The sequence below is a fragment of the Arthrobacter sp. Soil761 genome (assembly GCF_001428325.1).
Classification (GTDB): domain Bacteria; phylum Actinomycetota; class Actinomycetes; order Actinomycetales; family Micrococcaceae; genus Arthrobacter.
In genome coordinates, this window is sequence record NZ_LMSF01000015.1 from 1 (window position 1) to 14538 (window position 14538).

At 66.4% G+C, this 14538-nt stretch carries 12 protein-coding genes and 1 pseudogene; 7 read left to right on the forward strand and 6 right to left on the reverse strand.

Annotated features, from left to right (window positions below):
• A pseudogene (locus ASG79_RS23735) lies at nucleotides 1-178 on the forward strand (lipoyl synthase); the annotation flags it as partial.
• Nucleotides 179-203: 25 nt separating this feature from the next.
• Here ASG79_RS23735 and ASG79_RS11250 read toward each other — a convergent pair.
• From ASG79_RS11250 to ASG79_RS11260, 3 genes are all read right to left on the reverse strand, one after another.
• Nucleotides 204-2549, reverse strand: a complete 2346-nt coding sequence (locus ASG79_RS11250) for a glycoside hydrolase family 65 protein (RefSeq protein WP_056391021.1) — start codon at nucleotides 2547-2549, stop codon at nucleotides 204-206.
• A 140-nt stretch (nucleotides 2550-2689) separates the two neighbouring features.
• Nucleotides 2690-3427, reverse strand: coding sequence for an HAD family hydrolase (locus tag ASG79_RS11255; RefSeq protein ID WP_056391024.1), 738 nt, complete (start codon nucleotides 3425-3427; stop codon nucleotides 2690-2692).
• A gap of 218 nt (nucleotides 3428-3645) precedes the next feature.
• Nucleotides 3646-4263: an alpha/beta hydrolase gene (locus ASG79_RS11260; protein ID WP_056391027.1), complete on the reverse strand. Its 618-nt coding sequence runs from the start codon at nucleotides 4261-4263 to the stop codon at nucleotides 3646-3648.
• A 172-nt stretch (nucleotides 4264-4435) separates the two neighbouring features.
• Here ASG79_RS11260 and ASG79_RS11265 point away from each other — a divergent pair, with 172 nt between their 5' ends.
• The 5 genes from ASG79_RS11265 (at nucleotide 4436) to ASG79_RS11285 (ending at nucleotide 9242) form a co-directional block, all read left to right on the forward strand.
• Entirely contained in the window at nucleotides 4436-4693 is a 258-nt protein-coding gene (locus ASG79_RS11265) for a DUF6458 family protein (RefSeq protein ID WP_018769660.1), read from the forward strand.
• 267 nt (nucleotides 4694-4960) lie between these two features.
• Nucleotides 4961-5767, forward strand: coding sequence for a DeoR/GlpR family DNA-binding transcription regulator (locus ASG79_RS11270; RefSeq protein WP_056391029.1), 807 nt, complete (start codon nucleotides 4961-4963; stop codon nucleotides 5765-5767).
• The gene (locus tag ASG79_RS11275; RefSeq protein ID WP_056391032.1) at nucleotides 5764-6801 is read left to right on the forward strand and encodes a 1-phosphofructokinase family hexose kinase; all 1038 of its coding nucleotides are present in this window, start codon (nucleotides 5764-5766) and stop codon (nucleotides 6799-6801) included. The genes ASG79_RS11270 and ASG79_RS11275 overlap by 4 nt, the downstream gene beginning before the upstream one ends.
• 2 nt (nucleotides 6802-6803) lie before the next feature.
• A complete protein-coding gene (locus tag ASG79_RS11280; protein WP_056391033.1) occupies nucleotides 6804-8900 on the forward strand; it encodes a fructose-specific PTS transporter subunit EIIC in 2097 nt (698 codons plus the stop codon).
• Between the two features lie 66 nt (nucleotides 8901-8966).
• Entirely contained in the window at nucleotides 8967-9242 is a 276-nt protein-coding gene (locus ASG79_RS11285; RefSeq protein ID WP_018769656.1) for an HPr family phosphocarrier protein, read from the forward strand.
• A 141-nt stretch (nucleotides 9243-9383) separates the two neighbouring features.
• On the opposite strand, the gene ASG79_RS11290 is transcribed toward ASG79_RS11285, so the two are convergent.
• From ASG79_RS11290 to ASG79_RS11300, 3 genes are all read right to left on the reverse strand, one after another.
• Complete coding sequence (locus tag ASG79_RS11290; protein WP_056391037.1) at nucleotides 9384-9815, reverse strand: SRPBCC domain-containing protein; 432 nt, start codon at nucleotides 9813-9815, stop codon at nucleotides 9384-9386.
• A gap of 3 nt (nucleotides 9816-9818) precedes the next feature.
• A complete protein-coding gene (locus ASG79_RS11295; RefSeq protein ID WP_018769654.1) occupies nucleotides 9819-10661 on the reverse strand; it encodes a class I SAM-dependent methyltransferase in 843 nt (280 codons plus the stop codon).
• A gap of 131 nt (nucleotides 10662-10792) precedes the next feature.
• A complete protein-coding gene (locus ASG79_RS11300; RefSeq protein ID WP_056391040.1) occupies nucleotides 10793-11890 on the reverse strand; it encodes a Ku protein in 1098 nt (365 codons plus the stop codon).
• Nucleotides 11891-11930: 40 nt separating this feature from the next.
• Between ASG79_RS11300 and ASG79_RS11305 the strand changes: the two genes are divergently transcribed.
• Nucleotides 11931-14474 carry an ATP-dependent DNA ligase gene (locus ASG79_RS11305; protein WP_056391043.1) on the forward strand — a complete coding sequence of 848 codons (2544 nt, stop codon included), beginning with the start codon at nucleotides 11931-11933 and terminating at the stop codon, nucleotides 14472-14474.
• The last annotated feature ends 64 nt before the right edge of the window (nucleotides 14475-14538 follow it).

Genomic DNA, 14538 nt, shown 5'->3' on the forward strand with positions numbered 1-14538 from the left:
CTTCCTCGGCGTCATGTCCGGCCCCCTGGTCCGCTCCTCCTACCGCGCCGGCCGGCTCTGGGCCACCGCCATGCGCAAAAAAGGCCGCGACATCCCCGCCGAACTCGCCCACATCGCCGACGGCATCCAGGACTCCGGCACCACCCGCCAGGAAGCCGCCACCCTCCTGGCAGGCTAAGGAGCCCCTGCACGCACCCGTGAACCTAGCTTCTGCCGCGCACCACGGGAATGCTCGCCGTCGGTGGTCCGCTCGGGAAGACTGTGGGCTCCGGCTCCGGGATGCGCTCCAGGTGCACCTGCACGGGCTGGCCCGTGACCATCAACCGCTGGCCGCGGACGTCCACCTCCAGGGGTTCGCCCTCCTGGACCGTGAGCGTAATGGCGTCGGCAGAAAGCCGGACCAGCAGCAGGCGGCCGCGGATCTTCAGGTGGAAGGCAAGCCCTTCCCACTGTCCGGGCAGGCGCGGATCGAAAAACGGGACCGGGCCCTGGTCGCGCAGTCCGGCGAAACCGCACACCAGGGAACTCCATACGCCGCCTGTGGACGCGATATGCACGCCGTCGATGGTGTTGCCGTGGGTGTCGTCGAGGTCGATGAACACGGCGTTGGTGAAGTGGTCCAGGGCCTCCTTGAAGTAGCCCACCTCGGCGGCCATGATGCCCTGGACGCAGGCGGACAGGGTGGAGTCGCCCGTAGTGATGGGATCGTAGAAGTCGAAGGCGCGCTGCTTTTCCTCCGCCGTGAAATCCTGCCACTGCAGGAACATGGCAAGCACCGTGTCGGCCTGCTTGAGGACCTGGTGGCGGTAAATCACCAGCGGGTGGAAGTGCAGGAGCAGCGGATACTTGGACCGCGGCGTGGTCCAGTCCCAGGCCTCCAGGGTCATGAAGTCATTGTCCTGGGAGTGCACCTGCATCCGCTCGTCGAACGGAAGCTGCATCCGGCTGGCCGCGGCTTCCCACATCTGGCGCTCTTCGTTGGTGATTTCGGCATGCTCAAGCGCGGCGGCGGCACGCAGGTTGAAGCGGGCCATCACGTTTGTGTACAGGTTGTCGTTCACCACGGCCGTGTATTCATCAGGGCCGGTGACGCCGTGGATATGGAAGAGGCCGTCCTTGCCGAAGAAGCCCAGGGAGATCCACATCCGGGCGGTCTCGATCAGCAGCTCGGCACCCATTCCTTCCCGGAAGGCGGCGTCGCCGGTGGCCCAGAGGTACCTGTTGGTGGCAAAGGCGATGGCGGCCGCGATGTGGAACTGCGCAGTGCCGGCGGCGTAATAGGCGCTGGCCTCGAGCCCGTTGATAGTGCGCCACGGGAAGAGGGCGCCGTCAACGCTCAGCTCCTTGGCGCGGATCTTGGCTTCGGGCAGCATGCCGTGGCGGAACTCCAAAACCTGCCGGGCGCCGTCGGGATTGGTGTAGGTGAGGTACGGCAACAGGTACACTTCCTGGTCCCAGAAGTAGTGCCCCTCGTAACCCGAGCCCGTCACGCCCTTGGCAGGGATGCCGGCAACATCGGCGCGCGCGGTGGCCTGCGCCAGCTGGAACAGGTTCCACCGGATAGCCTGCTGCAGGCCGGGCCCGCCGCCCTCAACCACAATGTCCGATGTGGCCCAGTAGCCGCGGAAATGGGCTTCGCTCTCGGCAGAGATGTCATTCACCGGGCGCAGCGCCTCTTCGGCCACTGCAGCTGCGTCGACGTCAGGGTCCTGCACCGTGCGGCCGGCGGCGTAGCTGACGCTCTTTTCCAGCCGGAACGGCTCGGCGGCATCCACTGCCAGGACGTACCGGACGCTGCTGTCGTCCTGGTCCACCAGAGTCTCGAACGGCTGGTGCCCGGGGGACGTCCAGTGGTCAACCGCGATCCCCACGCGCTGCTTTGATTCGGAGGCCTCCCAGGACAGGCGCAGGGAGCCATCGCCGCCGTCGAGCCGCACGGGCAAAAGCACGCGCCCGGCGTGGCGGCCCGCGCGGCGCGGATCATGCACGGAGTGGTCTTCCACCGGCTGGTCCTGCCGGTTGATGACGGAGGAGGTGACGTCCAGGGAGACCTGGCGGTCCGTGGCAACGTCAAGCGAAATACCAAGGCTGCCGCGGGAGGCGAAGCCAACGGCCCGCCGTTCCGTGGTGGTCACCACGGCGCCGGACCGGCATTGCCAGGTGATGCGGCATTCGTAGATGCCGGTGCAGAAGTCGATGGTGCGCCGATAGTCGACGACCTCGGATTCGGCCAGGCTCAGGCTTTCCCCGTCCACCACCACCGTGAAGTTGTTGGCGTCCGGGATGTAGAGGATGCGCTGCCCCGTCCGGGCGAACCCAAACGCATTCTCGGCGTGCTTGATGTCCCAGATTTCGTGCAGCCCGTTGATGAAGCTGCCCGGGAGTTCGGCGTCGGCCGCAGCCCAATGGGCACCCCGGATGCCCAGGTGCCCGTTGCCCAGGGCAAACAGGGTCTCAAGCGTTCCCGCGTTTTCGGATTCATGGCGCGTTTCAACGAGCTGCCAGGGGGTGTCGGGGAACCGTTCGCGGTCCGCGGTGATCAGTGCCATGGTCGGGGTCCTTTTGGCGATGCCGTGCGGGCGGGCGGGCCGGCACGGAGTATTCGGGGGAATGCGGTATTCGAATTGGTGCTGCCGGGGAAGCAGCAGGGGTTGCCCGGGGGAAGGCAACGGGGTTTCTGGCGGCGGGTTTAGGAAAGAAGTTCCTGGAGGTCGTTGACCACCAGGGTGGCTCCGGCATCGAGCAGCGTCTGCCGCCCTGCGCCCCGGTCCACGCCAATGACCGAGTGGAACGATCCCGCGTGTCCGGCCTGCACGCCGGACACGGCGTCTTCCACCACCACGCACCCGGAGCTGGACAGGTCCAGCAGCTTGGCTGCGTATTCGTAGGTGGCCGGGCTTGGCTTTCCGGGGAGGCCACGCTCTGCGGCCACCACCCCGTCCACTACGACGGCGAAATGGTGGCTGAGTCCGGCGGCCTTCAGGACGGCGGGGGCATTGCGGGAGGAGGAGACGACGGCGACCTTGAGTCCGCGCTCAAGCGCAGCCTGGAGGAAGCGCACCGAGCCTTCGAACGGTTCGACGCCGGCGCTCACGATGTCGTTGAAGATGGCGTTCTTCCGGTTGCCCAGGCCCTGGACCGTGTCGTTGGAAGGGTCGTCATCCAGCGGGCCTTCCGGCAGCGTGAGTCCCCGGGAGGCCAGGAAGTCGCGCACTCCGTCAAAGCGGGGCTTGCCGTCGATGTGGTCGAAGTAGTCGCTTTCGCTGTAACCGGAGACCCCCGGCTGCGAGGCCAGGTATCCGTCGAACAGTTCCTGCCAGGCACGCTCATGCACAGTGGCCGTGGGCGTCAGCACCCCGTCCAGGTCAAACAGGATTGCTGCCGCGCCGGTCCAGGCGGCGGTATCAGCTGCAGTTTGTTGTGTCATCAGCAGTGCGGTGTCCTCTCGGGTTGCGGACTACCGGCCCTGCCGGGACAGCCTGAAGGAAGGTGCTGCCGGCGCATTTGCGCACAGCATCGCTTCCTTGCCCGCCCACTGCAGGACCGATCATGGCCGTAGACGAGTGTAAGCGCTTGCAAATTTGACTTGCAAATGTTTTTTTAGCCGTTCACACAACTGCCCACGGCCATGCAGCAGCATAGGGGTCAGCGCAGCACGTAATGGCGCAGGAAGGCGCTGACGTCCACCATTTCCGCCTTGGACATGGCGTGCCCCATCCCCGGGTAGGTGCGGGCAGTCAACAGCGTGTTCTTTTCGAGCCATTCGGCGGTGTAGGCAACGGCGTCTTCGTTAATCACCAGGTCCGCCTTGTCCCGGCCCCAGAAGAACGGCGGCTTGGCCTCGAACGAATCCATCACGGAGAGGAGCTCGTTGTTGAGTACGAAGCCGGACAGCCCCACGACGGCCTTATAGTCTTCGGGATGCAGCCGCAGGAGGGTGCTGGCCATGGCCATGCCCTGGGAGTACCCCATGAGGCTGACGCTGCTGTGCCGGTCCTTGACGGAACTGATCCAGGCGTGCACCGCGTTGGCGGCCGAGATGACGTCCGCAAAGTCGTTGGCCAGGAAGTAGTCGAGCAGGAACCAGCCCCAGTGGTCGCCGATGGGCATGGGGGCCCGCAGCGCCGCGAAGGTGAACTCCTGCGGCAGGTACTCGAACAGGCGCACCATCCGCGACTCGTCCGTCCCGTATCCATGCATCATCACCAGTAAGGGAGTGCCGGCGCGTTGCCCTTCCGGCCTGGACCACACAACTGTTTCCACCGGACAAGCCTAGCCATGGAACCGCGCCGTCCCGGGCGGGTCGTTGAATCCGGAATCACAGGGAGGTAGCGTGACGCTTGACAGACAGCAGGCTTAGCTTTCGAAGTGTACGCACCACCTTTCCGTCAGGCCCTACCAGCGCCGCGCAGGACGCGGCCCTAAGGAGCAAGTCATGAGAATCGGCTCGTCAATCTTCCTCATCGCCCTCGGCGCCATCCTTGCCTGGGCCGTTGCTCCAGGACTGATTCCATTCGTGGACCAGCAGCTGGTGGGCTACATCCTGATGGCCGTGGGCGTGATCGGACTGATCGCTTCGCTCATCCTCGCTTCCCCCGGCCGCAGCCGCCGCGTGAGCGAGTCCCGCTCCGTCATTGACCCCAATACCGGCGAGCGCATCACGCGGCACGAAAGCCGCGACGGCGGCGTCTAAGCAAGGCGCAATTCGGGGCAGGTGCCCGGAGAGGCGTCGATGAAAACCCGGAAAGCCGGGCTGGACAGAACCTGTCCAGCCCGGCTTTCGCCATTCCCGGCAACGTCCCCCAAGAAACGCAAATATTGTTTCATGTTGGTTTCCATTGACAAACCAACAGAAGCAAAGATAAAGTCAAGTAACTCAACATCGATGTGATGCCAGTCACGTCGATGTCGGGAACCCGCAAGGCAACAGAAACAGCAGGACCTACGCAACGGAGGGTACGTGTTCGCCGAGGAGCGCCAGCAAAAGATTGCCGAGCTTGTCGCCGGCAGTGGCCGGGTCAGTGTGACCCTGCTGGCTGAGCGCTTCAGTATCACCACCGAAACAGTCCGCCGGGACCTTGCAGCCCTGGAAAATGCCGGCACTGTCCGCCGTGTCCACGGCGGCGCGGTAGCGGCAGACCGCTTCAGCACCACCGAGGAAAGCGTTACTGACCGGGCCATCCAGCGGCCGGACCAAAAAATCCGGATTGCCGAAGCCGCCCTGGCCCTGATCCCCCGGAACTCGTCCGCCAGCGTCCTCATGGACGGCGGCACCACCACCGAGGTGCTGGCAGACATGCTTGCGCGGCGCACCGCCGTCGAACCTTCCGACGGGAACGGACCCCACCACGAACTGGTGGTCATCACCCACGCCGTCCCCATCGCCAGCAAGCTCTCCAACGTTCCCGGCGTTGCCCTGCAGATCCTGGGCGGCCGGGTCCGCGGAATCACCCAGGTGGCCGTGGGGCAGGCAACCGTGAACGCCGCCGCCCGCATCCGCCCCGACATAGCGTTCATCGGCACCAATGGCATCCACGCCACTTTTGGCGTCAGCACTCCCGATCCTGAAGAAGCAGCCGTCAAGGCAGCCTTCGTCCAGTCGGCACGCCGCATTGTGGTGCTGGCCGACTCCTCCAAGCTGGACACGGAAACCCTGGTCCAGTTCGCCTCCCTGAAAGATCTGGACACCTTGATCACAGACAGTGAACCCGGACCTGAGCTCGCAGCCGCCCTGGAAGATGCCGGCGTAGACGTGGTGGTCGCATGATCATCACCTTCACGGCCAACCCCAGCCTTGACCGGACCGTCGCCCTCCCGGGCCCGCTGGAAAGGGGTGAAGTGCAGCGCGCCGTCTCCGTCCGCCAGGAGTCCGGCGGCAAGGGCGTCAACGTCTCCCGTGCACTGGTGGCTTCCGGCCTGGAGTCGCTTGCCGTCCTCCCCGGGGCGGACAGCGATCCCGTCCTCGCCGGCCTGCGTGAAAGCGCAGTTCCCTTCGTCTCGCTCCCCATCGATGAGCCGCTGCGCACCAACGTGGCGCTCACCGAGCCAGGCGGCGTGACCACCAAGATCAACGAACCCGGCCCCGTCCTGGCCGCCGACCAGCAGGAGGCCCTCGTCAAGCTGCTGCTGGAAAGCTCCCGCGGTGCCAGCTGGGTGGTCCTGGCCGGCTCGCTGCCGCCTGGATTCCCGGACAACTTCTACGCCATGGTGGCCCGGCGGATCCGGGAGGCGGGCAACGGCACTGCGCCGCTGATCGCCGTCGACTCCTCCGGGGCGCCCCTGGCCGCCGCGTTGACTGGCAACGGCGCCTCTGACGCCGGAACCAGCGGCGGACCAGGCACCGGCGGCGGAACAACCACAGGTTCCGGGAAACCGGACCTCCTCAAGCCCAATGCCGAGGAACTGGCGGAGCTGGCCGCAGCCGCCGGCTTCGCCCCGGCCTCCGGTGACGAACTGGAAGCGGACCCGGCTGCTGCCGCGGCCGCCGCAGCCGCCGTCGTACGTTCCGGTGTGGGTGCTGTGCTGGCAACTCTCGGTTCCAAGGGAGCTGTCCTTGTTACGGCCGACGGCGCGTGGCTGGCCACGCACCCGCCGGTCGCCGCGGTCAGCACGGTTGGCGCGGGCGATTCCGCTCTTGCCGGCTACCTGCTTGCCCACGGCCGGGGCGCCGCCCCTGCCGACTGCCTTCGCCAGGCGGTGGCCCATGGTGCCGCCGCTGCCTCCCTGCCGGGTTCCACTGTTCCGGCAGTAAACCAAACCACCCCGGATGCCGTAACCATCACGGCCCTTCGAAAGGATTGACAGTGACCCAGCTCATCACCACGGAACTGGTCGAGCTCGACCAGAACCTGGGCAATGCCCCCGAAACGGTGATCCGGCATCTGGCAAGCAAGGTAGCTGCCGCCGGACGCGCCTCAGAAGTCGAAGGCCTGTTCGCAGACGCCTTCGCCCGCGAGCAGAAGACGGCCACCGGAATCCCCGGCGGCATCGCCATCCCGCACTGCCGCTCTGCAGCGGTCACCGTGCCCACCCTGGCCATGGCCCGGCTCAACCCGAAGGTGGACTTCGGCGCCAAGGACGGACCGGCAGACCTGGTGTTCTTCATTGCCGCTCCGGACGGCGCGGACCAGGAGCACCTGAAGCTGCTGTCCAAGCTGGCACGGTCCCTGATCAAGAAGGACTTCACCGCAGCCCTCCGCAACGCTTCATCGGAAACGGAGATTGTGGAACTGGTCGAAGGCGCACTGGCTGACAAGCCGGCCGCACACGCCGCACCCGCCCCCGCTGACGCAGTCCCGGTTGGCGCCGGCGTCGGTTCAACCGGTTCCCCGGCTGCTGCCGGTGCGCCCGCAGGGGCATCGGCTGGTTCCGCCGGCAAGGGCCCCAAGCGCCTCGTCGCCGTCACCGCATGCCCCACCGGCATCGCACACACCTACATGGCGGCCGATTCCCTCGTGGCAGCCGCCAGGGAAGCAGGCGTGGACCTGCAGGTGGAAACCCAGGGTTCCTCCGGCGCCAAGGCGCTGGACCCCGCCGTCATCGCCGCGGCGGACGCCGTGATCTTCGCCGTGGACGTTGACGTGCGCGGCAAGGAGCGCTTCGCCGGCAAGCCCGTCATCAACGCCCCCGTGAAGCGCGGCATCGACGAGCCGGACAAGATGGTCCAGGAAGCGCTCGCCGCAGCCGACAACCCCAATGCCCGGCGCGTCCCGCACTTCGGTGCTGAGGAGCAGGCCGAGCACGAGGCTGAGGAAAAGGGCGAGCACATCGGGCAGAAGCTCAAGAAGGCCCTGCTCACCGGTGTCAGCTACATGATTCCGTTCGTGGCAGGTGGTGGCCTCCTCATCGCCCTCGGCTTCCTCATGGGCGGCTACCTGATCACCAAGTACGCAGACAACATCGTGGTCCAGAACAGCCTCTTCAACCTGCCCACCGAGTTCCCTGACAACGCCTGGGGCCCGCTGGGCGCCTACCTGGGCGCGGTGCTGTTCAAGATCGGTGCGCTTTCACTGGGCTTCCTGGTCCCGGCGCTGGCCGGCTACATCGCCTACGCGATCGCTGACCGTCCGGGTATCGCCCCCGGCTTCGTTGCCGGTGCAGTGGCCGGATTCATGGGAGCCGGCTTCCTCGGCGGTATCGTCGGCGGCCTGCTCGCCGGTTACATCGCCCACGTGGTGGGCCGCCTGCAGGTGGCCCGGTGGCTGCGCGGCCTGATGCCGGTGGTCATCATCCCGCTGCTGGCATCCCTGGTGGCTTCCGGCCTGATGTTCGTCATCCTTGGCGGACCGATCGTGGCCATCACCAAGGGCCTGAACGCGTGGCTGTCGGGCCTGACCGGCGCCGGCGCCATCGCCCTGGGCGTAATCCTGGGCCTGATGATGTGCTTCGACCTCGGCGGACCGGTCAACAAGGTTGCCTACTCCTTCGCCGTCGCCGGCCTGGGTGCAGCAACCATGGACAACCAGGCACCGTGGCAGATCATGGCAGCCGTCATGGCGTCCGGCATGGTTCCCCCGCTGGCCATGGCACTGGCCTCCACCGTCCTGAACAAGAAGCTCTTCAGCCTGGCTGAGCAGGAAAACGGCAAGGCCGCCTGGCTGCTGGGGGCCTCCTTCATCTCCGAAGGTGCAATCCCCTTCGCCGCAGCCGACCCGCTGCGCGTCATCCCCGCCAGCATGCTGGGCGGGGCCGTGACCGGAGCCATCTCGATGGCGGCGGGCGTCGGGTCCAAGGCGCCCCACGGCGGACTCTTCGTGTTCTTCGCCATCGACAACTTCCTGATGTTCGTCGTCTCAATCGCCGTCGGTACGGTAATCACCGCGCTGTCGGTCATCGCCCTGAAGCGCTGGGCAGTCAAGAAGACCGTTGATACGGTTGAACCGGTTCCCGTAACCGTCTGAACCGGCTTAGCCGCATACCCCACCGGCCGCTGAACCCTCAGCACGCCGAAAGACTAAGGAGCAACAATGCCAGAACGCACCGCAACCGTCGCCAGCCGCGTGGGCCTGCACGCCCGCCCCGCCGCCATCTTTGCAGAGGCAGCCGGCGAGTACGACCTGGACATCACCATCGCCCGTGAAGGCGAGCCGGTCGACGAGGCGATGGACGCCGCCAGCATCCTGTCCCTTATGAGCCTGGGCGCGTCGCACGGCGACGTGGTGGTGCTCCGCGCCGAAGGTGCCGGTGCGGACGATGCGCTGGACCACCTGGTGCAGATCCTGGAAACGGACCACGACGCCTAGCAGCAGCCACGCTGCCTGAGGGCAGCACACAAGCCGGCGGCCGCCGTCGGATGTTCCCCCTTGGAAGAACATCCGACGGCGGCCGCTTGGCTTTTAAGCGTTGGGCACCCCGGTTAAGCGTTGGTTCCAAGGGAGGGCGGGTCAGCGGCGTTCAGCGAGCGCCTTGACGTCGGCCAGGAGCTTGTCCCACATGGCTTTCGAGTGCGCGGCGGCTTCCTCGGTGGGGTTCCTGTCCTGGGCCAGTGTCAGCCGGGTGGCGCCGCCCTGGTCCTCGAGCGTCCATTCGAGTGTGTGGTAGTTGTCCGGCTCGTCCTCCTGGCCGGACAACGGGCTGAAATGGGTGTGGACCAGTTTCCGTCCCGGTTCAACCGCCAGGATTTCGCCTTTGTCCTGGTACGCCTTTCCTTCCCACTCGCCCTGCCAGGTGATGGGGCTTCCAACGTTCCAGTCGGTCTCCAGCGTGGTCCCGAACATGAACTCCTTTACGGCAGCCGGGTCCGTGATCACCTCCCACACCCGCCCAGGACTTGCGTTGATGGTGGTGGCGGACGTTGCCACATGGTTCTCCGCCATGGCTCAGGCTTTCCTGGCCGTGAAGAGCAGGTACTCCCATTCCATCTGGAAAGGCACGTCGCCGTGGGCGTCGCCGAACGAGTCCGCCAGTTCCGTGAGGGCCTGGTCCAGTGCCTTGACCTTGTCCTGGTCCTCGCCCAGTGATTTGTACACGGAGATCATGGGGCCGTAATGGGACTTGAAGTACCTGACGAAGTCCGCGGGCTGGTGGAAGCTCTTGACCGCCAGGTTCTGCTTGCGGGTATGGATTTCGGTAACCCTGTCGCCCAACAGTTCGCGGACATGCTCCTCGCTCCCCCACAGCGGCGCCGGCTGCGCACCCGGCGGGGGCGGTGGAGCGAACGGCTTCATCGCGGTAAACATCTGCCCGATGAACCCTTCCGGCGTCCAGCACAGCAGCCCTATGGACCCTCCCGGCTTGCACACCCGGAGCAACTCGTCGGCCGCCGCCTGGTGGTGCGGCGCGAACATGACGCCGATGCAGGACATCACAGCGTCGAACTCTGCATCGCCGAAGGGCAGGGCTTCGGCGTCCCCTTCCTGCCACTCCAGGCTGACGCCGCGGTTCGCGGCTTCCCGGCGCCCCGCCTCGAAAAGCTCGGGGGTGAGGTCGCTGGCCACCACTTTGGCACCCATCATGGCTGCGGGAATGGCTGCATTGCCGGTTCCTGCCGCCACGTCGAGGACCCGCTGGCGCGGCCTGATACCGGAGGCTTCGACGAGGACGGCGCCCAGTTCCAGGAGCATCTCATCGGCGAGGGCCGGGTAGTCACCTGACGCCCACATGGCCCGGTGCTTCTTCTTCAGCTCCCGGTCAGCGTCCATCACGTCGGTCTGGTTGTCCATGTCCGTGCCCCTCTACGTGTCCGTTCAAAATGGGCGACAGCACACTGTTGGCACAGCGGATGCTGCGATGCGACTCATTGTGGACGCGATACAGGCCGCTGTAAAGGCAGGATTGCGGCTGGGCGCCCGGGTCAGGCAGGCTTGCGCGCCCTGGTGGCCTTGGCCGCAGGCTTTTCTGCGGTCTTGGTTCCAGTGGACTTGGTGTCCGTGGACTTGGCCGCTGATTTAGACGCCGTTGATTTGGACGCTGTTGATTTGGCTGCACCCGATTTGGCCGCCGTTGACTTGGAAGCCGTCGATTTGGCTGCGCTCGACTTGGCGGCAGCGGTTTTCGGAGCCGGGGACTTCGCGGACGCTTTCCGCGCCGGTTTGGCGGGCTCGGCCTCCTCCTCCCCGGTATCTGCTTCGTCGTCGGAAGTCCCCGTGGCAGCGGCCTCGCCGCCGCCACGCTTCCTGTCCAGGCTCCGCTTGAGGGCCTCCATCAGGTCGATGACCTCGCCCTTGCCGCCCTCACCGGCTTCGACGCCGAAGGTCTCCTCCGTGTCCAGCGATTCACCCTGTTCGAGCTTGGCCTCGATGAGCTGGCGGAGCTGCACCTGGTACTCGTCGGTGAAGGACGTGGGGTCGAAATCGGCAGCCATGGACTCCACCAGCGCCGCGGACATGTCCCGTTCCTGGGCGGAGATCCTGATGTCGGCGTCCAGGGCGGGAAAGTTCGCCTCCCGTACCTCGTCGGGCCAGAGAAGGGACTGCAGCACCAGCACGTCGTCCTTGATCCGCAGGGCCCCCAGCCGGGTTTTCTCCCGCAGCGCGAACTGGACGATGGCCACCCGGTCCGTGTCCTCCAGGGCCCGGCGGAGCAGCACGTAGGCCTTGGGCGACTTGGAGTCCGGCTCCAGGTAATAGCTCTTCTCGAACATCATGGGTTCGAGCTGCTCAGACGGGACGAACTGCACCACCTCGATCTCGTGGCTGTTCTCCGCGGGAATGGACTTGAGTTCATCCTTGGACAGGACCACCGTGCGGCCGTCCTCCTCGAACGCCTTCTCGATGTCCGAGTAGTCCACGACCTCGCCGCACACTTCGCACCGGCGCTGGTAACGGATCCTGCCGCCGTCGGCATTGTGAACCTGGTGCAGACTGATGTCATGATCCTCAGTGGCGCTGTAGACCTTGACGGGCACGTTGACCAGCCCGAACGCGATGGCACCTTTCCAGATGGCTCTCATTCATACAGTCAACATCAGAGCGGGCCGGAGGTGAAGCCCCGTGGCCGGGAGTAGGGAACGTGTCCGGGTAGCGGGGCGCGAACTGACGCTGACCAACCTGGACAAAATCATCTATCCGGAGACCGGCACCACCAAGGCGGACGTGCTGGCCTACTACGCCGCGGTGGCCCACGTCCTGATCCCGGCGGCGGCCAACCGTCTCGCCACGCGCAAGCGGTGGGTCAACGGCGTGGGCACCGCGGACAAGCCGGGTGAGGTGTTTTTCCAGAAGGACCTGGAGGATTCAGCGCCGGGCTGGCTGCCACGGGCGGCGATCACCCACAAGGACCGGACCATCTACTACCCGTTGGTCAACGACGCCGCCACCCTGACCTGGTTCGGCCAGATCAACTCGATCGAAATCCACGTACCGCAGTGGCGGGTGGATTCGCATGGCAACCAACTCAACCCGGACCGGCTGGTGCTCGACCTGGACCCGGGCGAAGGGGCCGGGCTGCCCGAATGCCGCGAGGTGGCCCTCCTGGCGCGGTCCATCCTGCAGGATGTGGGCCTGGACCCGGTGCCGGTCACCAGCGGCAGCAAGGGCATCCACCTCTACGCGGCGCTGGACGGGACGCAGACCTCTGAGCAGATCTCCGCTTTCGCCCGGGAACTGGCCCGGGCCCTTGAAGCGGACCACCCGGACCTCGCCGTCAGCGACATGAAGAAGTCGCTCCGTGCGGGAAAGGTACTGGTGGACTGGAGCCAGAACAACGCCGCGAAGACCACCGTGGTCCCCTACTCACTGCGGGGCCGGCCCACGCCCCTGGTGGCCGCACCACGGACCTGGCGGGAAATCGAATCCCAAGGGCTCAAGCACCTGGACTACCAGGAGGTCCTGCGCCGGGTGCGCGACGGCAAGGACCCTTTCGCCGCCGTCGTCAATGCCGGGGCCCGTGCCGCAGCCGGCGCTGCGGAAGGCGCTGACGGCACTCCCGACGGCGGCCCCGGCCAGGGGGAGGCATCCCACGACGGCGATCCCCGCCTGGGCAGGTACCGTTCCATGCGCGATCCCAAGGCAACGCCCGAGCCCTTCGCGGGCATCCCGGCCGGTGGCAACAGCTTTGTGATCCAGGAGCACCACGCCAGCCGGCTGCACTACGACCTCCGGCTGGAACACGAGGGTGTCCTGGTGTCGTGGGCCCTGCCCAAGGGCATTCCGGAGTCCGGGGCCAAGAACAACCTGGCGGTCCAGACCGAGGACCATCCCATGGACTACCTCACCTTCCACGGCACAATCCCCAAGGGACAGTACGGGGCGGGCGTCATGACCATCTGGGACACCGGCACGTACGAACTGCACAAGTGGATCAACGGAAAGGAAGTCATCGTCACCCTGACCGGGTCGGAGGGCGGCGGCCTTGGCGGGACCAGGAAGATCGCGCTTATCCATACGGGCCGCGGACAGGGCAAGGACGCCGAAAGCCAATGGCTGGTCCACCTGATGGACCAGGAGCATCAAGGCGGACGACGGCGGCACGCGGCCCCGGCAGCGACGGAGCCGTCGCAGGAAGCAGGCGCAGTGGACCCTGCACCGGCCGCCGCGCCTGCTGAAACTGCGGACCTCGCCAACGGCGCTCCCGCAGACCCACTGGAATACCAGCCCATGATGGCCACCTCCGGGAACACCAGTGACCTGCAGGGCAGCGCATGGCAGTACGAGCTCAAATGGGACGGCGTCCGGGCCATCCTGGTGGCAGACCGTGAGAGGGTCCGGATCTTCTCCCGCAACGGCAACGACGTCAGCCGCACCTATCCCGAGTTCACGGACCGGGCCTGCTGGCCGGAGCACCCTTTCGTGGCGGACGGTGAGATCATCGCCGTCGGGCCCGGCGGGAAACCCGACTTCGGCCTGCTGCAGGGACGGATGAAGCTGACCCGGGCCGCCGACGTCGCCAAAGCCCGCACCACCATCCCGGTCCAGCTGATGCTGTTCGACCTGCTCTTCGACAACGGAGAAGACCTCCGGCGCAAGCCGCTCAGCACCCGGCGGCGCCGGCTGGAGGAATTCTTCCGCCCGTCCGACTGCCCCGTGGAACTCTCCATGGTGCTGGACGAACCTGTGGACCTCCTCATGGAAAGCGCGCAGGAGCTTGGGCTGGAAGGAATCATGGCCAAGCGGACGGACAGCCGCTACGTGAGCGGCCAGCGGACCCGGACGTGGATCAAGCTCAAGACAGAACAGACCCAGGAAGTGGTGGTGGGCGGCTGGCGGCCTGGAAAGGGCGGACGCCAGGACACGGTGGGGTCGCTGCTGGTGGGAATTCCCGACGGCGACAAGCTGCAATACGTCGGCAGGGTGGGCAGCGGTTTCAGCATGCGCGAACTCACGGAACTGCGGCAGACGGTGGAGCGGCTTGGCCGGAAGACGTCGCCGTTCCATGACGTCCCCCGCCCCGACGCCGCCGACGCCCACTGGGTCTCGCCGGAACTCGTGGGCGAGGTGACCTACGGCGAATGGACCGGGCCGGGCAGGCTGCGGCATCCCCGGTGGCGCGGCTGGCGCGTGGACAAGGACCCGGCCGAAGTGGTTCGGGAAGCCTGACCCGGGTTTTCGACGCGCCAACCACCCCACGACGCGCAAATTACCTGGCGCCCGCCAGATTTCG